Source organism: Streptomyces sp. NPDC056161, from assembly GCF_042268025.1.
Classification (GTDB): Bacteria; Actinomycetota; Actinomycetes; order Streptomycetales; family Streptomycetaceae; genus Streptomyces.
The window spans coordinates 94,654-116,437 of the sequence record NZ_JBHJUV010000031.1 but is presented as its reverse complement, the minus strand read 5'-3'; the positions used below and the strand labels follow the sequence as shown (position 1 = coordinate 116,437).

Here is a 21,784-nt window from a genome sequence, read left to right as displayed (position 1 = left end):
GGAGGGGGAGCGGGTCGGAGGCGGTGACCAGTTCGCGCAGCGGGTGGCGGGCCAGGACCTCGTCCACCTCCGGCGCCAGCGCCGCCCCCAGCCGCCAGGCGTCGGGACGGCCGGTGTCCCGCAGGGCCGCCACCGCGGCGAGGACGGCGTCCCGCGTCCCGTCCGCCTCGGGGACCTGGGCCGCCGCCCGCTCGTGGAGCCGCGCGCCCTCCTCCAGGACCAGTTCGGTGTCCATCCCGGCCGGGATCTTGATCCGCGCGTGCCGCCGCCAGGTGGTGACGGGATCGCTCCAGCCCTCCACGTGGTAGGTCCAGTGGCCTGTCGCGTCCGGGGTGACGTCCGCGCCCCAGCGGTCCGTGCCGGGGGCCAGTTCGCGCATCGGCGTCCACGGACCGGGGCGGCCCCGTGGGTCGGTGAGTACGACGTTGGCGGCCACCGCGTCGTGGCCCTCGCGGAACACGGTGGCGGAGACCTCGAAGGTCTCCCCGGTGACCGCCTTGGCGGGCCGCCGTCCGCGCTGGACCACGGGGCGGACGTCGAGGACGGGGATGCGGCCGACGGCGGTGGCCCGGTCCGGGGAGGTCCGCTCCGGTGCGGCCGGCCGGGCGCCGCCGCTGCCGCCCGGGTCCGCGGCGCCGGCCGCACGCTCCGGCGGCCCGGCTGCCGTACCGTTTCTGCTGTTGGTCGGGGGTGATGACGAGTGATGCGTGGCGGGCATGACCGCTCCTGTCCGCGTCAACGAGGGTGTGGGCGGATCCGGTGTGGGAGGTGGGTCGTGCGGGTGTGCCTGTGGTGCGCCCGAGGGGCGTACCGGAGGAGCCTTCCCACCCTATTCGGGTGAGCAATCCGGCACTCTGTTAACTACTCGCGCGTATGTCTGTTGCCAGGACCGGCCTTTTCCGGCGGGGCGCCCGCGCCCGGTGCCGCGCCGCCGTCACCCCGCGCTACCTGCGGGAGTTCGTCCGACGAACCGGACCGGAGGGCGTACGGACCGCTCGCGCGGCGGCCTGGATATGGCCGGTTGTGTACGGTCCGGGTCCTGGGCGGCTCCGTCCTGGCCCCGGGCGGCGCGTCGGTCGGAGTCGGGCGACGCGTCCGTGGGACCCCGACAGCTCCTGGGCGGGCAGCCGGGCGGGCCCTTGGCGGCGGCCGGGGGCGGGCGCCCCTGGAGCGGGCGGCGGGCGGCGGGCGGTCCGAGGCGGGACTCGGGGCGGCCCTTCGCCGGGGCGGTGAGCCGGCTCGGTCCGGATCCGTCCGGGGGCCGCACGGCGATGCCTCGGCGGGGCACGGGCCGACACCGGTACCGTCGTGGCAGACGACGAGCCGCACAGCGATGCGCGGCTCCCGAGCAACCGCGCCGAGGTGGAATGTGAAGGCGATCCGTCGGTTCACCGTCCGTCCCGTTCTCCCCGAGCCCCTCCGCCCGCTGAGCGAACTGGCGCGCAATCTGCGCTGGTCCTGGCACGCCGAGACGCGTGACCTGTTCCAGTCCGTCGACCCCGGCCGCTGGGCCTCCTGCGGCGGCGACCCGGTACGGCTGCTCGGCAGCGTGCGCCCCGCGCGCCTCGCCGAGCTGGCCCGGGACCGCCGCTTCCTGCGCCGGCTCACCGCGGCCGCCGACGACCTCGACGACTACCTCGGCGGGGAGCGCTGGTACCAGGCGCAGCCCGCCGGGCTGCCGGCCGCCGTCGCCTACTTCTCGCCCGAGTTCGGTGTCACCGCCGCCCTGCCCCAGTACTCCGGCGGCCTCGGCATCCTCGCCGGGGACCATCTGAAGGCGGCCAGCGACCTCGGCGTCCCGCTCATCGGGGTCGGCCTGCTCTACCGGCACGGCTACTTCCGGCAGACCCTGTCCCGGGACGGCTGGCAGCAGGAGCACTACCCCGTCCTCGACCCCAACGAGCTTCCGGTGCGGCTGCTCAAGGCGGCGGACGGCACCCCCGCCCAGCTCACGCTCGCGCTGCCCGGCGGCCGGCGGTTGCACGCCCGCATCTGGCTGGCGCAGGTCGGCCGGGTGCCGCTGCTGATGCTGGACTCGGACGTCGAGGAGAACGACCTCGGCGAACGCGGCGTCACCGACCGGTTGTACGGCGGCGGCAGCGAACACCGGCTGCTCCAGGAGATGCTCCTCGGCATAGGAGGGGTGCGGGCCGTGCGGACGTACTGCCGGCTGACCGGCCACCCGGAGCCCGAGGTCTTCCACACCAACGAGGGGCACGCGGGCTTCCTCGGCCTGGAGCGGATCGCCGAACTCGGCGCGCAGGGACAGGACTTCGACGCGGCGCTGGAGGCGGTGCGGGCCGGGACGGTCTTCACCACCCACACCCCGGTCCCGGCCGGCATCGACCGCTTCGACCGGGAACTGGTCGCCCGCCACTTCGGTCCCGACGCCGAACTCCCCGGCATCGACGTCGCACGCGTCCTGCGGCTGGGGACGGAGACCTACCCGGGCGGTGAGCCCAACCTGTTCAACATGGCCGTGATGGGCCTGCGGCTGGCCCAGCGCGCCAACGGGGTCTCCCTGCTGCACGGCCGGGTCAGCCGCGAGATGTTCTCCGGGCTGTGGCCGGGATTCGACCCCGACGAGGTGCCCATCACCTCCGTCACCAACGGGGTGCACGCCCCCACCTGGGTCGCCCCCGAGGTGCTGCGGCTCGGCGCCGGGGAGGTCGGGGCGCACCGCGCCGAGGACGCGCTCACCGTCGGCGACGCGGAGCGCTGGGACCGGTTCGCGGGCATCCCGGACGAGGACATCTGGGAGCTGCGCCGGGAACTGCGCGAGCACCTGGTGGCGGAGGTGCGCGAGCGGCTGCGCGCCTCCTGGCGGCAGCGCGGCGCCGGCACCGCCGAGCTGGGCTGGATCGACGGCGTGCTGGACCCCGGCGTCCTCACCATCGGGTTCGCGCGGCGCGTCCCGTCGTACAAGCGCCTCACCCTGATGCTGCGCGACCGCGACCGGCTGACGGATCTCCTGCTGCACCCCGAGCGCCCGGTCCAGATCGTGGTCGCGGGCAAGGCGCACCCCGCGGACGACAGCGGCAAACGCCTGGTGCAGGAACTGGTCCGGTTCGCCGACGACCCCCGCGTGCGCCACCGCATCGTCTTCCTGCCGGACTACGGCATGGCGATGGCGCAGAAGCTCTATCCGGGCTGCGACATCTGGCTGAACAACCCGCTGCGTCCGCTGGAGGCGTGCGGTACGTCCGGGATGAAGGCGGCCCTCAACGGCTGCCTCAACCTGTCCGTGCTCGACGGCTGGTGGGACGAGTGGTTCCAGCCCGACTTCGGCTGGGCCGTCCCGACCGCGGACGGCGTGGGCACCGACCCGGAACGCCGCGACGACATCGAGGCCGCCGCCCTCTACGACCTGCTCGAACAACGGGTGACCCCGCGCTTCTACGAACGGGGCCGCAGCGGGCTGCCCGACCGGTGGATCGAGATGGTCCGCCAGACCCTGACCCTGCTCGGGCCGAAGGTGCTGGCCGGCCGCATGGTCCGGGAGTACGTCGAGCGGCTGTACACCCCCGCCGCCCACGCGCACCGCGCGCTGACCCCGGACGCGGCCCGTGAACTGGCCGCCTGGAAGGCCCGGGTGCGCGCGGCCTGGCACGGGGTGAGCGTCGACCACGTCGACCACGTGGCGACGGCCGCCGCGACCGCCACCGCCGAGCTGGGGGCCACCCTGGGGCTGAGGGTGCTGGTCGCCCTCGGCGAACTGGGTCCCGACGACGTCGAGGTGCAGGCCGTCTCCGGCCGGGTCGATCCGGAGGACCGCATCGACGACGCGACGGCGGTGCCGCTGAAGCCGACGGGTGGGGCGGATCTGGAGGGCTGCTGGGTGTACGAGGGGCCGCTGTCCCTGGACCGCACCGGTCCCTACGGTTACACGGTCCGTGTGCTGCCCGCGCACCGGTTGCTCGCCTCTGGTGCGGAGATGGGGTTGGTGGCGCTGCCGTTGCGCTGACCGCTGGGTTGGGGAGGGGGTGGGGGGAGGGGGTTGTTTGGTGGGTGCGGGTGGGGTGGGGGTGGTTGCGCAGTTCCCCGCGCCCCTATGGGGTTGTTTGGTGGGTGCGGGTGGGGTGGGGGTGGTCGCGCAGTTCCCCGCGCCCCTGTCGGGGCGGGTGGGGGTGGTTGCGCAGTTCCCCGCGCCCCTGTCGGGGTGGGTCGGGTCAGGTGTTCTGGCCGCTGAGTTTGCGGAGGGTGGTTCCGCAGCGGTGGGCGTAGGCATGTTGGAGGGCGCGGGTGGCCGGGCCGCCCGCTCGGGTGTACCACTTGTGGGGGCGGCTGAAGGCGGCGACCGTCAGCCAGACGGTGCCGTCGCCGGTGCGGTCGACCACGAAGGCTTCCTCACCGCTCTCGGGGTGGCCCTCCAGGGTGCCGTAGGCCCAGCCGGCCCTGCGGGGTTCGGAGAGGGTCCACACGACACGGCAGGGCGCCTTGAGCAGACCGGCCAGGGAGACCGTGACATCGACGCCGGGGGCTGCCCGGTCGGCGTCGGTCTCGATGCCCACGCCCATCGCGCGGTGCATCCGCCAGGTGAAGAGGGTCTCGACGGCGCTCCGGAACACCTCCTCGCCCTCGCCGATGCGCGAACGCACATGCAGGGAGTGGAAGCCGGGCGGGCACGCGGTGAGGTTCTCGCGGGTCGCACCGACCGGCTCGTAGGTGAAGTGCGGCGAAGACATGACACCCAAGGGTAGGGCGACCCCCCGGAACGCGTTCCTCCCGGGGGGCCGCCCTGTCACCTGCCTGAGATCAGGAGACGCTGGGATCAGGAGACGCTGACCGCCGACCAGGCGGCGGCCACCGCGTTGTACTCGGCGCTGCCCGAGCCGTACAGGGCGGTCGCCGCGTTCAGGGTCGCCGTGCGGGCGGCCTTGTAGTTGGTCGTGGACGTCATGTACGTCGTCAGCGCCTTGTACCAGATCTGGAGGGCCTTGGCCCGGCCGATGCCGGTGACGGTGGAGCCGTTGGACGTCGGGGAGTTGTAGGACACCCCGTTGATCGTCTTCGCGCCGCTGCCCTCCGACAGCAGGTAGAAGAAGTGGTTGGCGACACCGGACGAGTAGTGCACGTCCTTGTTGCCCACGGTGGAGGACCAGTAGTCGGCGGAGGCGCCGTCCTTGCTGGGCTTGTCCATGTAGCGCAGCGGGGTGCCGTTGCCGTTGATGTTGATTTCCTCGCCGATGAGGTAGTCGCCGATGTCGTTCGGGTTGTTGGCGTAGAACTCCACGCCCGTGCCGAAGATGTCGGAGGTGGCCTCGTTCAGGCCGCCGGACTCACCGGAGTAGTTGAGGCCCGCGGTGTTGGAGGTGACACCGTGGCTCATCTCGTGCCCGGCCACGTCCAGCGCGGTCAGCGGGTGGGTGTTGCCGGAGCCGTCGCCGTAGGTCATGCAGAAGCAGCTGTCGTCCCAGAAGGCGTTGACGTAGTTCGAGCTGTAGTGGACGCGGGAGTAGGCACCCACGCCGTTGTTCTTGATGCCGTTGCGGCCGAAGGTGTTCTTGTAGAAGTCCCACGTCTCCTGGGCGCCGTACGCGGCGTCGGCGGCGGCCGTCTGGTCCGTGGAGGAGCTGGAGGCGGCGCCGGTGCCCCAGACGTCGTCGGCGTCGGTGAACAGGGTGCCGGTGCCGGAGGTGCCGCGCGCCAGGTTGTTCGTCTTGTGGCCGCCGCGCGTGCCGTCGGTCAGCTGGTAGGTCGAGCCCGACAGCGTGGTGGTCAGGGTGACCGTGCCCGAGTAGAGGGTCTTGCCCGTGCCGGTCTCGATGCCCTGGTACTCGTAGAGCTTCTTGCCGGTGGCCGCGTCGGTGATGACGTGCAGCTCGTTCGGGGTGCCGTCCTCCTGGAAGCCGCCGACGACCGTCTCGTAGGCGAGGACGGGCTTGCCGGAGCCGGCCCAGATCACCTTGCGGGCGCCGTCGGCCTCGGTCTTGGCGGAGCCGTCGGCCTTGGCCGCGGTCAGCGCCTGCGTCTCGGCCTTGGCGGCGGCGATCTTGGGCGTGAGCGAGGACACCTTGATGGTGTTGCTGTTGGCCTTGGTGACGCCCTCGGTCTTCCCGGCCTCGGAGGTGTGCACGATCAGGTCGCCGCCGAGCACCGGGAGGCCCGCGTAGGTGCGCTCGTAGCGGGTGTGGACGGTGCCGTCGACGTCCTTCACGACGTCCTTGACGACCAGCTTCTCCTGGGCGCCGAGACCTATGGTCCGGGCGGTGTCGGTGGCGTCGCTCTGCGCCTGCTTGATCAGCTCGGTGCGGGCCGCGGCCGACAGCACGGTCGGGGCGGCGGCGAGCGGCTTCGCGGCAGCGGCGTCGGCCGGGGTCTGCGCGGAGGCGTTGGTGGTCAGGCCGGTGGCGAGCAGGGCGCCGGCGGCGACAGCGGTGGCGATGGCCAGAGTGGTGCTCTTACGGCGCGCGTAGCGGGGGCTCACTCAAGCTCCTTCATGTGGGGGAGTCCGGGCGGCGCTGGGGCCACCGGCCGGAGGAATAGGTGAAGTTGCTTTGCTGCGGCGGGTGAAGGAAGGGTGCCACCAAGGGCGCGTACATGTCAGGGCCTTGGGGTGATGTTGGCTGAATCCCGGTTGTCCGGCACGTGTTGCGGGGGTGTGAACTCGCGCCGTTGCGGGGGTCGGGTCCCTGGTGCGGCGTGCCGTTCGGGTCGTCGCCGGGTGCGTTTGCGCGAACGTCGGCCGTCTGCCGCCGGGCCCCGGGACGCGGCCGGGGTGGGCCGTCCGGGCAGGCGGGGCGTGGCGCGGAACCGGGTGCGGTTGCTAGTGCGTCGGCCGGTCCGGGTGTCCCGGTGTCGCCGCGGGGTGTGGTGGGCCGGTCGCGGGGAAGGGTGACGAGGGATCGATTCTCCTGTCAGGGCTGCGTCAAGAGTTTGGCCGGAATCGGTTCGTTGACCGGATGTTCATGTCCGGTATGCGGACAATTGGCCGGAGGGGCAGGCCCTCCCGGACCGGCCGGATCGACGACCCCGGCGGGCGGCCGGCTCGCCCGGCTCGTCCGGCTCGCCGGGTTCGCCCGGAGAGGGGCGTACGGCCGAGGCCGCCGTCGGTTCGGTACTGTCCCGTGGGCCTGTCCCGTGGGCCTGTCGCGAGGTTCCGGTGGCCCACCGCGGTGCGGGCGTGCGGCCCACCGCGGTGGGGTCGTGCGGCTCGGGGCTCAGGTCGCCGTGTCGTCCCCGTGCCAGGTCCGCCACAGTGCGGCGTACGCTCCGTCGGCGCGTACCAGTTCGTCGTGCGTGCCCAGTTCGGTCAGCAGCCCGTCCTCCATCACGGCCACCCGGTCGGCGTCGTGGGCGGTGTGCAGACGGTGCGCGACGGCGATGACGGTACGGCCCGTCAGGACCGCGGCCAGCGCCCGCTCGGCGTGCCGTGCGGCCGCCGGGTCCAGCAGGGCCGTGGCCTCGTCCAGGATCAGCGTGTGCGGGTCGGCCAGCACCACCCGGGCCAGCGCGAGCTGCTGGGCCTGGGAGCCGTCGGTGGGCCGGCCGCCCGGGCCCAGCCGGGCGTCGAGACCGCCGGGCAGCTCCCCTACCCAGGCGTCGGCGCCGACCGCGGCCAGCGCCGCCCACAACTCCTCCTCGGTGGCGGCCGGTTCGGCGATCAGCAGATTGTCGCGGACGGTGCCCAGGAAGACGTGGTGCTCCTGGGTGACCAGCACCACCTGGCGGCGCAGCCGCTCCGGCTCAAGACCCGCGATCGGCACCCCGCCGACCGTCACCGCGCCCGCGACCGGCGCGTCGACGCCCGCGAGCAGCCGGCTCAGCGTGGTCTTGCCCGCGCCGGACGGCCCGACCAGCGCCAGCCGCTCCCCGGGGCGCACCGTCAGATCGACCCCGCGCAGCACCTCGCCGCCCCGCTCGTAGGCGTAACGCACCCCGGTCACGTCGATCCGGTCGTCCGCCGGGGCGGGCGAGCCGCCGCCCGGCACGGACCGCGGCGCCCCGGCCAGCCCCTCCACCCGGGCGAACGAGGCACCGCTGCTCTGCAACTGCTCGATCCGCGTCAGGATCTGGTCCAGCGGCTCGGTGAGCTGCCGCAGGTACAGTGCCGCCGAGACCACCGCGCCGAGACCCACCGCCCCGTGCGCGTGCAGCACCCCGCCGACCAGCAGGACCCCCGCCACCGGGATCGTGTACGACACCTCGACGGCCGGGAAGAACACCGTGCGCAGGAACAGGGTGTACAGCCGGGCCCGCCGCAACGTCTCCAGCGCGTGCCGGCTCGCCGTGATCCGCCGCTGCTGGAGCCGGAACGCCTCCACCGTCCGGGCCCCGGCCGCCGTCGACGCGACGATCTCGGCGACCTGCGAGGTGGCCGAGCCCTCGGCGAGATAGCCGTCCCGGGCCCGGCGCAGGTACCAGCGCAGCGCGAACCAGATCGGGATCATCCCGAGCACCCCGAACGCGCCCAGCAGCGGATCCAGCGCGAAGACCGCGCCGAGCACGAACAGCGCCTGGACGGAGCCGACCAGCAGTTCGGGGCCCACGTCCCGGAGCGTGCCGCCGACCGCGGCCACGTCCGCGGTGCCGCGCGCGGTGAGGTCACCGGTGCCGGCCCGCTCCACCACGGAGGCGGGCAGCGCCAGCGCCCGGTCGACGAACTCCTCGCGGACCCGGGCGAGCGTGCGCTCCCCGAACCGGTAGCCCACGTACCGGGCCGAGCGCGCCAGCAGCAACTGGACCAGCGCGCACACCAGGATGACGAACGCCAGCCGGTCCACCGTCCGCACCCCGGCCCCGGCCCGCACCTCGTCCACGATCCGGCCGACCAGCCACGGCCCGGCCAGGCCCGCCGTGGCGGCCAGCGCGTTCAGCAGCAGCGCGGCGACGAAGGCCCGGCCGTCCGCCCGCACCAGCCGTACCGTCGCCCGGCGTACCTCGGCCCGCCCGGCGACCGGCAGCTGACCCGCGGCCGGCGTCATCGCACGACCTCCTCGGCGTCTTCGGCGTCTTCGGCGCCTCCCGCGTCTCGGGCGCCTTCCGCGTCTCGGGCGCCTCCCGCGTCTCGGGCGCCTCCCGCGTCTCGGGCGTCTCGGGTCTCCCGGGCGCCCTCGGCATCGTTGTCGCGTGCCACCAGGGCCCGGTAGCCGGGCTCGTACGCCAGCAGTCCGCGGTGGCTGCCGCTGGCCGCGACCTTGCCGTCCACCAGGTAGTACACCGTGTCGGCATGGTCCAGCACCAGCGGCGAGGTCGTCGTCACCACGGTCGTACGGCCGGCCCGCGCCGCCCGCAACCGGTGCGCCACCGCGGCCTCCGTGTGCGCGTCCAGCGCCGAGGTCGGCTCCACCGCGAGCAGCACCTCCGGGTCCGCCAGCAGCGCCCGGACCAGCCGCACCCGCTGGCGCTGGCCGCCGGAGAGGCTGCGGCCCTGCGCGGACACCGCCGAGTCAGGCCCGTCCGGCAGGCCCTGTACGACGTCCTCCGCGGCGGCCGTGCGCACCGCCCGCTCCAGCGCGGCGTCGTCGCTCTCCCGGTGCCCGGCCACCGTCTCCCGCAGCGTGCCGGCGAACAGATCCGCCTCGTTGTCGCAGACCAGGATCCGGGCCCGGACCTCGGCCAGCGGCACCGCGTCGAGCCGTACCCCGCCCCAGGTGGCGGCGGACGGCGTGAAGCGGCCGAGCCGGTCGATCACGGCCGTGGCGTCCGCGGGCAGGGCACCGGCCAGCGCGGTCAGCCGCCCCGGTGCCACCCGCACCCCCGAGCCGGGGTCGACCAGCGCGGACGGCTCGGCCGGTGCGGGCCGGGTGCCCGCGTCCGGCTCCGGTTCCAGGCGCAGCAGCGCCACCACCCGCCGCGCGGCCACCACGCCCCGGCTGAGCTGGTAGCCCATCTCCAGGAAGAAGGCCACCGGGCCGACCAGGACGGCGACATAGCCGTACACCGCCACCAACTCGCCGACGGTCAGCTCCCCCTGGGCGGCCATCCGGGCCGCGAGCCAGGTCACCACCGCCAGGAACAGCGTCGGCAGGCCCACCCCGAGCGCCTGCACCCAACTGGCCACCGCGCCCACCCGGTAGCCCTGCGCCCGCAGCCGCCGCGAGTCGTCCCGGAAGGCGTCCGCGAACAGGCCCTTGCCGCCGAGCCCGCCCAGGACCCGCAGCCCGCCCGCCAGATCGCCGATGCGCGCGGTCAGCACGCCCTGCCGCTCCCGGTACTCGGTCTCCTCCTTCTGCAACCGCACCGTCAGCGGACCGGCGACCAGCGCGATCACCGGCATCCCGAGCAGCACCACCGCGGCCGGCAGCGGCGAGATGGACAGCAGCACCACGGCCACGACGACGTAGACCACCACCGAGCCCACCCCGGGCCCCACCACGGTCAGCGCGTAGGCGATCGTCTGCACGTCGCCCACGCCGACCGTGACGATCTCCCCGGCCCCGGCCCGCCGCTCCAGCGCGGCCCCCAGCCGCACCGCATGCCCGACGACCACCTTGACGGTGCGGAAGTTGGCGTCCATCCGCACCCGGGTCATGGTGCGGTGACGCAGGATGCTCACCCACGAGCCCGCCGCGCCGACCAGGAACAGCACCACCGTCCACCAGGCCAGCCGGCCCGGATCACCGGCCACCAGACCGTCGTCGACCGCACGGGCCAGCAGATACGGCGCCGCCGCCATCAGCACCAGCCAGACGCTGCCGAGCAGCGCCCCGGCCAGCGACCGGCCCGGCTGGCGGGCCACCAGCCACCACAGGAACCGCCAGCCGCCCCGGCAGTCGGGCGTCCCTGGATCCTCGTACGCGTCGATCATGGGTGCTCCCGTCCCGTTCCCGGAGTGCTGCGCGAGGCCGTCCCGCTTTCCTGAGTGCTAGGCGAGACTGTCCCGCCAGGCCCGGTGCAGCTCCGCGAACCGGCCCGTCCCGGCGATCAGTTCGCCGGGCTCGCCGTCCTCGACGATCCGGCCGTGCTCCATGACCAGCACCCGGTCGGCGATCTCCACGGTGGACAGCCGGTGCGCGATCACCACGGCGGTACGGCCGCGGAGCACCGTGGTCATGGCCCGCTGCACGGCCCGCTCCCCGGGCACGTCCAGCGAACTGGTCGCCTCGTCCAGGATCAGCACCGCCGGGTCGGCGAGCAACGCCCGTGCGAAGCCGACCAGTTGACGCTGGCCGGCCGAGATGCGACCGCCCCGCTTGCGTACGTCCGTGTCGTAGCCGTCCGGCAGCGCGTCGATGAACTCGTGCGCCCCGATCGCCTTCGCCGCCCGCTCGATCTCCTCGCGGGTGGCGTCGGTCCGGCCGATGGCGATGTTCTCGGCCACCGACCCGGAGAACAGGAACGCCTCCTGGGTCACCATCACCACCCCGCGGCGCAGCTCCCGCGACGACAGCTCGCGCAGGTCCACTCCGTCCAGCAGGACCCGGCCCTCGGAGGGGTCGTAGAACCGGGCGAGCAGCTTGGCCAGGGTCGACTTGCCCGCGCCCGTGGAACCGACGACCGCGACCGTCTGACCGGCCGGGACGGTGAGGTCGAAGCGGGGCAGCACCTCGCCGCCGGTGCGGTAGGCGAACCGGACCCCGTCGAAGACGACCGCACGGCCGGGCCGGCCCTGCGCGGCGGGCGCCGGCAGTTCCCGGGGCGCGCTCGGCTCCGGCACCGAAGGGGTCTGCGCGAGCAGGCCCGCGATCTTCTCCAGCGAGGCGCCGGCCGACTGGTAGGAGTTGAGGAACATGCCGAGCCGGTCGATCGGGTCGTACAGGCGGCGCAGGTACAGCACCGCCGCGGCCAGCACACCCAGGGCCAGGGAGCCGGACGCCACCCGGTAGGCGCCCCACAGCACGATCACCGCGACCGCCGTGTTGGCGACCAGCCGCGAACCGACCACGTAGCGGGCCATCTCCAGCAGGGCGTCGCCGTTGGTCCGCTCGTGCCGCCGGTTCAGGACGCCGAATCCGGCCTCGTTCGCCCTCTCCCGGCGGAAGGCGCGCACCGGCCGGATGCCGTTCATCGTCTCCACGAACTTCACGATCACCGCGGCGATGGCCGTGGACCGCAGCTGGAAGACGTGCCCCGCGCGCCGCTGGTAGAGCCGTATGAGCAGGCAGAGCGGCACGAAGGAGACCGCCGCGACCGCGCCGAGGCCCAGGTCGAGCCAGAGCAGCAGCGCGCAGATGTAGACGAACGACAGGATCACGGTGACCAGTTCCTGGAGCCCCTCGCTGAGCAGTTCGCGCAGCGACTCCACGTCCGTGGTGGAGCGCGAGATGAGCCGGCCCGAGGTGTAGCGCTCGTGGAAGTCGACACTCAGCGCCTGCGCGTGCCGGAAGATCCGGCCGCGCAGGTCGAGCAGCACGTCCTGGTTGACCCGCGCGGACGCCTCGATGAACGCGAACTGGAGACCGCCGGAGGCCAGCGCGCACAGCAGACAGCCGACGGCGACCGCGATCAGCGGTCCGTGGTCGTCTTGGCGGAACGCCGGTACGGCGCTGTCGATGGCGTACGCCACCAGCAGCGGGCTGGCCTGCACGGCGGCCTGCTGGAGCAGGAGCAGGAGGGTGGTGACGGCGACGCGGGCCTTCATCGGGGCGAGCAGCGAACGCAGCAGGGCCGCCGTGGCACCGGGCGGCGTCGGCAGCACGTCCTGGTCGAAGGGGTCCGCGGAGCCCGGCGGACGGGGCGGCGGATCGTCCTCGGCCGGCGCGGACACGGATCCGGAGGCGGCGGGCAGGGGTGCCGACGAGGCGGGGGCGGTCATCGTGCGTCCTCCACTTCCCCGGCCGGCACGGCGGCGGGCCGCGGCTGGCCGACGCGGTGCTCGTCGGGTGCGCCGTCGGGTGCGCCGTCGTGCTCGCCGGACATCAGATGGGCGTACTCCGGATGGGTGCGGAGCAGTTCGTGATGGGTGCCGACCGCGGTGATCCGTCCCTGGGAGAGCAGGGCGACCCGGTCGGCGAGCAGCACCGTCGAGGGGCGGTGGGCCACGATGAGCGCGGTGGTGTCCACGAGGACCCGGCGCAGCGCGGCCTCCACGGCGGCCTCGGTGTGCACGTCGAGGGCGGACAGCGGGTCGTCCAGCACGAGGAAGCGCGGCCGGCCCACCACCGCGCGGGCGAGCGCGAGCCGCTGGCGCTGCCCGCCGGACAGGCTCAGCCCCTGCTCGCCGACCTGGGTGTCCGTGCCCTGCGGCAGCTCCCGCGCGAACTCGGCCTGCGCGACGGCCAGCGCCCGCGCCAACTCCTCGGGCCCCGCGGTCGTGTCCGCGCCCATGAGGACGTTCTCGGCGACGGACGCGGAGAACAGCGTCGGTTCCTCGAACGCGACGGCCACCTGAGTGCGCAGATCCTCGCGGGACATCGAGGTGATGTCCCGGCCGTCCAGCGTGATCCGCCCGGAGGTCACCTCGTGCAGCCGGGGGACGAGCGCGGTGACCGTGGTCTTCCCGCTGCCGGTCGCCCCGACCAGGGCCATGGACTCGCCGGGGCGGATGTGGAGGTCGATGCCGTCGAGGGTGGGCGGGGAGCCGGGCGGGGCGTCGGGATACCGGAACCGCACGCCGTCGAAGCGCAGTCCGCCCTCGGCCGGTGCCGTCGGCGCCTGCGGCCCGTCGGTGCCCCCCGCGTCCTCCACCTCGGCGTCCCGCACCTCGAAGTATCGTTCCGTCGCGGTCGCCGCCTCCTGTGTCATCGCGAGCATGAAGCCGATCGAGTCCACCGGCCAGCGCAGCGCCAGTGCCGTGCTCAGAAACGCGACCAGCGTTCCCGCGGACAGCTCCCCGTCCGCCACCCGGACGGCCCCCAGCACCAGCGCCGCCCCGATCGCGACCTCCGGCAGCGTCACGATGACGGCCCAGATCGTCGCCAGCAGCCGCGCCTTGCGCAACTCCGTGCCGCGCAGGGTCCCCGACAGCTCCCGGAACGCGCGGGCCTGACTGCGGTGCCTGCCGAACCCCTTGATGATGCGGATGCCGAGCACGCTCTCCTCGACGACCGTCGTCAGGTCGCCGACCTGGTCCTGGGCGAGCCGCGCCACCTCGGCGTACCGCTTCTCGAAGAGGACGCAGGCCCACACCACCGGCACCGCGGGCCCGAGGACGACCAGTCCGAGGATCCAGTCCTGGGACAGCATGATCGCCACACCGACCAGGATGGTGACCCCGTTGACCAGCAGGAACGTCAACGGGAAGGCGAGGAACAGGCGTAGCAGCATCAGGTCCGTGGTGCCGCGGGAGAGCAACTGGCCCGAGGCCCAGCGATCGTGGAAGGCCACCGGCAGCCGTTGCAGATGCCGGTACAACTCCGCCCGCATCTCGGCCTCGACGTGCGACAGCGGCCGGGCCACCAGCCAGCGCCGCAGCCCGAACAGCGCAGCCTCCGCGATCCCGAGCAGCAGCAGGTACAGCGCGCCCAGCCACACACCCGCCGGATCCCGGTCGGCCACCGGGCCGTCCACCATCCACTTCAGGACGAGCGGGATCACCAGCCCCACGCAGGAGGCGACGATCGCGATGAACGCGGCCGTGAACAGCCGTGCCCGCACGGGGCGTACATAGGGCCACAGTCGCAGCAGGGTGCGTATGGCGGAGCGGTCGGGGCGGTCCTTGGTGGGTGCATGTGTCGTGGGCATCACAGGGAGCCTACGGTTCGGCACCGACAACGCCCAGTGAGTTTCGACCGGCCCCGGATCCGCCGTAGGACCTACGACCAGCGCATTCGCGGTCCGCGCCGCCGGTCGCACGCGAGGTCGCACGGAGGCGTCCGGCGGTCGTACGCCCGCGCCCGAGCGGGGCGGCGCCGTCCTGGCCACCGGCCGAGCAGTCGGCCGGGCATAACGGTGGAAGTGGTGCGAGGTGCTCTCGGTGGGAACGGGCAGGGTGGATCCGGGTGAACCGTGGGGGGCAGGGAACCGTTTCCGACAGGTGCAGTCGCCGGTTCGAGGAGGGGTTTTTATGCCGACAGAGGGTGAAATCGCCAGACATGTAGCCGTGTTGAACGACTGGAAAAAAGGCGAGGTGCCCAAGAGGGAAGAGGGTCCGGAGGAGGCAGAGGGGCATTCCACCGTCTTCCCAGCAAACCTGCCGCGGGAGTGGATTCCGGCGTCTCTGCTTGAGGCGACTGCATGGGGGGATCTGACTGAGGTACTGCAACAATATAAATTGCGATTTGTCCCGGATGTGACCGGTCAGTACATGCGAATGGCGTACGGCGCTATCCGTGCGAATAATGACAAATATGCGCAAATGTTGGATGACCTACCGGACAAGTTGTCTGAATATCGTGGTGGGAGAGGGACGCATAGGGAGGGAAAGGAACCTCTCGATTCCAACCTCGTCAAGTACCTGAGTCAACTGCGGTGCAAGGGGATAAAGACTGGTCCGACTAAAAAATGGGCTGATTCGCTGGCACGGCACGATCTGAAAATGGAGATAATAACACTGGAGGACGGAAAGAGTAGGTGGTTTCTGGTGGACGCGCCGGGCGCGGCGGCGGAACCGGCCGCCGGTGTTGGCGTTGAGGAGGGGCGGGGCCCTGGACGGAGTGTGGTCCCTGTCGGGGGGTTTGGGGCAGGTGCCGGACCTTCGTCGTGGTCTGCGGGTGAGGGCGCGGATGTCCACGCCATGCAGGCCGGGCGGATGGTGCCCGAGTTGTCGATGCCCGACGGCGTGGAGATGTTCCATGGCATGGACGTGGTCAAGATTGCGAACTCCATGGTCGACGGCGGCTCGTTCGGCGACGTGGACATTGACGAGGATCTGATTCATTCGCTTTCTGTCGACTGGGACGGCCCCCTCGATACCTTCGGTGAGGGTCCGGGCTCTGCGGCCATTCAGACGGAGCCGAATTCCGGGCCTGATGGGCCGGAATGGTATGGCTCCTGGTCTGCTGCTCCGGTCAATTCCGTCGCGCCCTACTTGGCCGGGTTCTCGAATTCCGGGGTGGCCGCGGTGCCGTGGGGGACGGGCGGGCCGGCGGGTGCGGCTTCCGGGTATCCCCTGGTGGGGTTCTCGGGGTATTCCGTGGCGGGGCCTTCGGTTGCGCGCTACGCGGGGGAGGGTGCGGACGCGTTGTCATGGGGGACGGGCGGGCCGGCGGGTGCGGCTTCCGCGAATCCTCCGGTGGGGCCTCCGGGGTATCCCGCGGCGGGGCCTTCGGCCAGCCGATCCCGGTAGGGGTGAGGTGGGGCAGGGGTTCCTGGCCCAGGGCTCTGCATGCTGGGTTCGCGGGAGCGGCCACAGACCCCCTGCCGGACGACCTCACCGTGCGCGGAGCTGTACGGGTCAGCGGCGGGAGACGCCCCACTCGTCGAGCCGTTCCGCGATCCAGACGTGGCCGACCGGGAAGGCGCGGGCGGGGGACGCGGTGGACTCGCCGTCCCGGTAGCGGGTGATCACGTCGGTACGGCTGCGGATGAACTCGTCCTGCGCCGCCTGTACTTCGGCCCGGGTCCGACGGGGCATGCGCGCCCGCCCCTGGTGTGCTCGTGCGCGGCGCGCTGTTCGCCGGGGTCGGTGGCCCACACGCGCAGCTCCGTTGGGCAGTCGGGGGTGGGTACGGCGGTCCGGCGCATGACCGGCAGCACCCACGCCGAACGCTCCGGGGGTCCCGCCACCCCCGAACGTCCGACTCGGCGTGGCCCCGGAAGCCCGCGATGCACCACCACTGCACCGCACCGCGTCCGTACCGCGCCCGCGCCGCCGCGTCACCGCACCCGCAGCAGCAGCACCACCCGTTCCGGCAGCGTGATCGCCGTGCCCGCCCGGTGCACCGTGCCCGGCGCCGCCGCCTGGTCCTCACGGGACGTGTCCACGACCACCTCGTACCGCTGCGCCCACGGCGGCCCCGGCAGGACGAACGGCACCGGGCTCTCCCCGGCGTGCAGCACGGCGAGGAAACTGTCGTCGACGACCGGCGCACCCCGCTCGTCCCGGCCCGGGATGCCGTGTCCGGAGACGTACATGCCGAGCGAGGCGGCGGGTGCGTACCAGTCGGCCTCGGTCATCTCCTCGCCCCGCGCGGTGAACCAGGCCAGATCGGGCAGCCCGTCCGGCGGCTGGGCGTGCCCGGAGAAGAACGTGTCGCGCCGCAGCACCGGATGGCGTCGGCGCAGGGCGATGAGCCGGGCGGCCAGGTCGAACAGCGCCCGCCAGCCGGGCTCCGCCAGAAGGGACCAGTCCAGCCAGCCGGTCTCGTTGTCCTGGCAGTAGGCGTTGTTGTTGCCGCGCTGGGTACGGCCGAGTTCGTCACCCGCGACCAGCATCGGCACGCCGGTGGACAGCAGCAGCGTGCTGAGCAGGTTGCGCAGTTGCCGGCGCCGCAGCGCCCGGATCCGCTCGTCGTCCGTCTCGCCCTCGGCCCCGCAGTTCCACGAGCGGTTGTCGTCGGAGCCGTCGCGGCCCTGCTCGCCGTTCGCCTCGTTGTGCTTGCGCTCGTAGGACACCAGGTCGCGCAGGGTGAAGCCGTCGTGCGCGGTGACGAAGTTGACGGAGGCGTAGGGACGGCGGCCGCCGCGGGCGTACAGGTCGCTGGAGCCGGACAGCCGGTAGCCGAGGTCGCGCGGGTCGGGCAGCGCGCCGCGCCAGAAGTCGCGCACCGCCTCCCGGTAGCGGTCGTTCCACTCCGTCCACTGCGGCGGGAAGGCGCCCACCTGGTAGCCGCCGGGCCCGACGTCCCAGGGTTCGGCGACGAGCTTCACCCGGCGCAGCACCGGGTCCTGGGCGAGCACGGCGAGGAACGGGGCGAGCATGTCGACGTCGTGCGCCGAGCGGGCCAGCGCCGCCGCCAGGTCGAACCGGAAGCCGTCCACGCCCATCTCCGTCACCCAGTACCGCAGCGAGTCGGTGATCAGCCGCAGCACCTGCGGCTGGACGACGTGCAGGGTGTTGCCGCAGCCGGTGAAGTCGGCGTACCGGCGGGCGTCGGCCTGGAGGCGGTAGTAGCCGCGGTTGTCGATGCCCTTCAGGGAGAGCGTCGGGCCCAGCTCGCCCGCCTCCGCGGTGTGGTTGTAGACCACGTCGAGGATGACCTCGATGCCGGCCGCGTGCAGGACGCGGACCATCCGCTTGAACTCGCCGACCTGCCCGCCCGCCGTGCCCGCGGCGGCGTAGGCCGCGTGCGGGGCGAAGTACCCGATCGAGTTGTAGCCCCAGTAGTTGCGCAGGCCGCGGCTCAGCAGGTGGTCCTCGTGCGCGAACTGGTGCACGGGCAGCAGCTCCACGGCCGTCACGCCCAGCGTCACCAGGTGCTCGACAGCCGCCGGGTGCGCCAGCCCGGCGTAGGTGCCGCGCAGTTCCTCGGGGACGCCGGGGTGCCGCTTGGTGAAGCCCCGTACGTGCAGCTCGTAGACGACCGAGTCCGCCCACGGCGTCCCGGGCGGACGGTCGTCGGACCAGTCGTCGTCATCGTGGACGACGACGCCCTTGGGGACGAACGGCGCCGAGTCCCTCTCGTCCCGCACGGTGTCGGCGACCTGCTGCTCCGGCCAGTCCCGGACATGCCCGTACACCTCGGCCGGCAGGGTGAATTCCCCGTCGACCGCGCGTGCGTACGGATCCAGCAGCAGCTTGGCCGGGTTCCAGCGGGCGCCGGTCCACGGGTCCCAGCGGCCCGCCACCCGGTAGCCGTAGCGCCGGCCGGGCCGCACGCCGGGGACGAAGCCGTGCCAGATCTCCTGCGTCAGCTCGGTCAGCCGTACCCGGGTCTCCCGGCCGTCGTCGTCGAACAGGCACAGTGTGACCGCCTCGGCCCCGGCCGCCCAGAGTGCGAAGTTGGTCCCGGCGGTGCCGTCCGGGCCGGGCCGGAAGGACGCACCGAGCGGGGTGGGCGCGCCCGGCCAGGCGGTCGCGGTGAGCGGCGGGGGCCGCCGGGCACCGCTCGTCGCGGCGGTCGGCCGGCGGCCGTGCCCGGCCCCCTCCCCGGCCGCCGCCCGCTGCTCGGCTGCGCTCGTCACTCTGTCGGCCCCTTAGCGTCGGCTCGCCCGCCGCGGCGCGCGCCCGGCCCGCGCCCTACGGCCGGGCACCGCCCGGAACCGCAGGTCCGCGGCGTGCCGGACCACCTGACGCGGCACCACCGCGACGGCTCGCGCGGGCGCGCGGCCCCCCATCTCGTCGTCCTCCCCACAGTTCTGCCCACCACTTGGCTCGCACTCACGTTTCCCCGAGGCGCGGACGTCGTTGAGTCACGCGTGAGGCATGCACAAGGGCGCGCACGGCGCGCGACGGCCGCATTGGCCGCGGTGTTGACATGGGCGGGCCTGCTGGCGGGCGCCGCGGGCTGCTCGGGCGAGGGCCTGGGCATCGACCGGGTGCTCGGCAAGCCGCAGACCCCCGAGGAAGGCATCCGGGTCTCCCCGGACGACGGCGTCAAGGGCGTGCGGCCCGGCGAACCGCTGAAGGTGCGGGTGGCCGACGGACGCCTGGAGTCGGTGCGCGTGGTCCGCCACCAGGACGCCCAGGAGACGCCCGTCGCCGGGCACATCACCGGCGACGGCCTGGCCTGGGAGCCGGACCGGCCGGAACTGGCGCTCGCCGCCGAGTACACGGTGGACGCGGTGGCCCTGGACGGGCACGGACGCCGCTCGGCCCGGCACACCACGTTCACGACCCAGGTCCCGGCCCAGCGGTTCATCGCGTACGTCACTCCGGAGAACCGCTCCACCGTGGGCACCGGGATGATCGTCTCGCTGGCCTTCAACCGGGAGATCGCCGACCGGGCGGCCGTCGAACGCGCCGTCCGGGTCACGGCGAAGCCCGCCGTCGAGATCCGACCACACTGGTTCGGCAAGGACCGGCTCGACTTCCGCCCCGAGCACTACTGGAAGCCCGGCACCAAGGTCACCGTCGACATCGGGCTGCGGGACGTCGAGGGCGTGCGCGGCGTGTACGGGATGCAGCGCAAGACCGTCGAGTTCACGGTGGGCCGCAGCCAGGTCTCGCTGGTCGACGCGGAGGCGCACACCATGGAGGTGCAGCGCGACGGCAGTCTGCTGGCCACCGTGCCCATCACCGCCGGGGCCCCGGAGACCACCACGTACAACGGGAAGATGGTGGTCATGGAGATGTACGAGGTCACCCGCATGAACGGCCAGACGGTCGGGTTCGGCGGCGAGTACGACATCCCCGACGTGCCGCACGCCATGAAGCTCACCGACTCCGGCACCTATCTGCACGGCAACTACTGGTCGCCCAACTCGCCCGGGGTGGAGAACGTCAGCCATGGCTGCGTGGGCCTGCGGGACGTGCAGGGCGGCGGTTCGAACACGCCCGCCAGGTGGTTCTTCGACCGCAGCCTCATCGGTGACGTCGTCGAGGTCGTCAACAGCAACGACAGCACCGTCTCTCCCGACAACGGCCTGAGCGGATGGAACATGGGCTGGAAGGAGTGGAAGGCGGGCGGCGCGGTCAAATAAGAAGGAGGGGGGTTTCGTCAGGGACGCGGCTGTCGGCGGAAGTTGCGACGGAACGGTGACACGGTGACCGGCACGAAGGTCGAAATTCTGCGGTTAATATGCGCCAGTGTGCGCGCGGGACGCACCGGGGCGGGGGCCTGACCAGGCCCGCGGAGGGGAGAAGAATTGAACGTGCGGCCGATATCGGGGGCGTCGGTTGACGCGCGGCGGCGAACGGGCACCACGGCCACCGGGCGCAGGGGACTGCCGGTGCTCATAGCCGGCGTCCTGCTCATGGCCGTCACCGCGTGCGGCGGGTCGGGATCGGAGCCCGGCTCCACCGACGGCAAGGGGAAGGACTCCTCGACACAGCAGAGCAAGCAGTCGGAAGCCGCCGTCACCATCGCACCCGAGGACGGCGCCAGGTCGGTCGGCACGAGCGGCGCGCTCAAGATCGGTGCGGCCAAGGGCAAGCTGACCGAGGTCGTGGTCAAGGACGCCAAGGGCGCACGGGTCGACGGCGAGATCACCGGCGGGGGCACGGGCTGGACGCCCTCGACCCATCTGGCCCTGGCCACCAAGTACACGGTGCACGCGGTCGCCAAGGACGCCGCGGGCCGCGAGGCCGCCGAGGACTCCAGTTTCACCACGCTGACGCCGAAGAACACGTTCATCGGCTACTTCACCCCCGAGGACGGCTCCACGGTCGGCGTCGGAATGCCGTTCTCCCTCCGCTTCACCCGGGGCATCACGCACCCCGAGGACGTGGAGAAGGCCATCGGCATCACGACCGAACCGGCCGTCGACGTCGAGGGCCACTGGTTCGGCAACGACCGCCTGGACTTCCGCCCGGAGAAGTACTGGAAGGCCGGCACGAAGGTCACCGTCCGCCTCGACCTCGACGGCGTCGAGGGCCGGCCCGGTGTCTACGGCAAGCAGACCAAGACGGTGAAGTTCACCGTCGGCCGCAACCAGGTCTCCGTGGTGGACGCCAAGAAGCACACGATGAAGGTCACCCAGGACGGCAAGGTCATCAGGACCGTCCCGGTCACCACCGGCAAGCCCGGCTACGACACCTGGAACGGCCAGATGGTCATGAGCGAGAAGCTCACGGTGACCCGGATGAACGGCGAGACCGTCGGCTACGGCGGCGAGTACGACATCAAGGACGTCCCGCACGCCATCCGCCTGACCAACTCGGGCACCTTCATCCACGGCAACTACTGGGGCGGCGGCGCCTTCGGCAACTACAACGCCAGCCACGGCTGCGTGGGCCTGCGCGACGCGCGCGGCGGCCACGACACGAGCACCCCGGCGTCCTGGTTCTTCAACCATTCGCTGATCGGCGACGTGGTGGTGGTCAAGAACTCCGACGACCGCACGGTGGATCCGGACAACGGGCTCAACGGCTGGAACATGTCCTGGGAGAAGTGGACGGCGTAGCCCGCGGGCGGTGGCCGGG

General features: G+C 72.8%; 13 protein-coding genes. 4 read left to right on the top strand and 9 right to left on the bottom strand.

Features of this window, described 5'->3' with window-relative positions; genetic code table 11:
- A partial coding sequence (locus ACFC09_RS27045; protein WP_376532926.1) for a maltotransferase domain-containing protein occupies positions 1-718 on the bottom strand: 718 nt, incomplete at its 3' end.
- A 651-nt stretch (positions 719-1,369) separates the two neighbouring features.
- On the opposite strand from ACFC09_RS27045, the gene glgP reads away from it, so the two are divergent.
- Positions 1,370-3,964 carry an alpha-glucan family phosphorylase gene (glgP, locus tag ACFC09_RS27040; RefSeq protein ID WP_376532925.1) on the top strand — a complete coding sequence of 865 codons (2,595 nt, stop codon included), beginning with the start codon at positions 1,370-1,372 and terminating at the stop codon, positions 3,962-3,964.
- 205 nt (positions 3,965-4,169) lie between these two features.
- Here glgP and ACFC09_RS27035 read toward each other — a convergent pair whose 3' ends face one another.
- From ACFC09_RS27035 to ACFC09_RS27010, 6 genes are all read right to left on the bottom strand, one after another.
- Positions 4,170-4,685, bottom strand: a complete 516-nt coding sequence (locus ACFC09_RS27035; protein ID WP_376532924.1) for a DUF1990 domain-containing protein — start codon at positions 4,683-4,685, stop codon at positions 4,170-4,172.
- Positions 4,686-4,771: 86 nt separating this feature from the next.
- Positions 4,772-6,427, bottom strand: a complete 1,656-nt coding sequence (locus ACFC09_RS27030) for a M4 family metallopeptidase (RefSeq protein WP_376532923.1) — start codon at positions 6,425-6,427, stop codon at positions 4,772-4,774.
- Positions 6,428-7,160: 733 nt separating this feature from the next.
- Positions 7,161-8,924: an ABC transporter ATP-binding protein gene (locus ACFC09_RS27025; protein ID WP_376532922.1), complete on the bottom strand. Its 1,764-nt coding sequence runs from the start codon at positions 8,922-8,924 to the stop codon at positions 7,161-7,163.
- Complete coding sequence (locus ACFC09_RS27020; protein ID WP_376532921.1) at positions 8,921-10,750, bottom strand: ABC transporter ATP-binding protein; 1,830 nt, start codon at positions 10,748-10,750, stop codon at positions 8,921-8,923. The genes ACFC09_RS27025 and ACFC09_RS27020 overlap by 4 nt, the downstream gene beginning before the upstream one ends.
- A gap of 57 nt (positions 10,751-10,807) precedes the next feature.
- Positions 10,808-12,697, bottom strand: a complete 1,890-nt coding sequence (locus tag ACFC09_RS27015) for an ABC transporter ATP-binding protein (RefSeq protein WP_376532920.1) — start codon at positions 12,695-12,697, stop codon at positions 10,808-10,810.
- Positions 12,694-14,565 (bottom strand): ABC transporter ATP-binding protein, encoded by a 1,872-nt coding sequence (locus tag ACFC09_RS27010; RefSeq protein WP_376532919.1) that lies wholly within the window; start codon positions 14,563-14,565, stop codon positions 12,694-12,696. The genes ACFC09_RS27015 and ACFC09_RS27010 overlap by 4 nt, the downstream gene beginning before the upstream one ends.
- Before the next feature lie 322 nt (positions 14,566-14,887).
- Here ACFC09_RS27010 and ACFC09_RS27005 point away from each other — a divergent pair, with 322 nt between their 5' ends.
- Positions 14,888-16,108 carry a hypothetical protein gene (locus tag ACFC09_RS27005; RefSeq protein WP_376532918.1) on the top strand — a complete coding sequence of 407 codons (1,221 nt, stop codon included), beginning with the start codon at positions 14,888-14,890 and terminating at the stop codon, positions 16,106-16,108.
- Positions 16,109-16,216: 108 nt separating this feature from the next.
- On the opposite strand, the gene ACFC09_RS27000 is transcribed toward ACFC09_RS27005, so the two are convergent.
- Positions 16,217-16,396, bottom strand: a complete 180-nt coding sequence (locus ACFC09_RS27000) for a hypothetical protein (protein ID WP_376532917.1) — start codon at positions 16,394-16,396, stop codon at positions 16,217-16,219.
- A gap of 242 nt (positions 16,397-16,638) precedes the next feature.
- Positions 16,639-18,885, bottom strand: coding sequence for a glycogen debranching protein GlgX (glgX, locus tag ACFC09_RS26995; RefSeq protein WP_376532916.1), 2,247 nt, complete (start codon positions 18,883-18,885; stop codon positions 16,639-16,641).
- Between the two features lie 234 nt (positions 18,886-19,119).
- Between glgX and ACFC09_RS26990 the strand changes: the two genes are divergently transcribed.
- Both ACFC09_RS26990 and ACFC09_RS26985 read left to right on the top strand, forming a co-directional pair.
- Entirely contained in the window at positions 19,120-20,343 is a 1,224-nt protein-coding gene (locus tag ACFC09_RS26990) for an Ig-like domain-containing protein (RefSeq protein ID WP_376532915.1), read from the top strand.
- 165 nt (positions 20,344-20,508) lie between these two features.
- Positions 20,509-21,765 (top strand): Ig-like domain-containing protein, encoded by a 1,257-nt coding sequence (locus ACFC09_RS26985; protein WP_376532914.1) that lies wholly within the window; start codon positions 20,509-20,511, stop codon positions 21,763-21,765.
- Positions 21,766-21,784 lie beyond the last annotated feature (19 nt).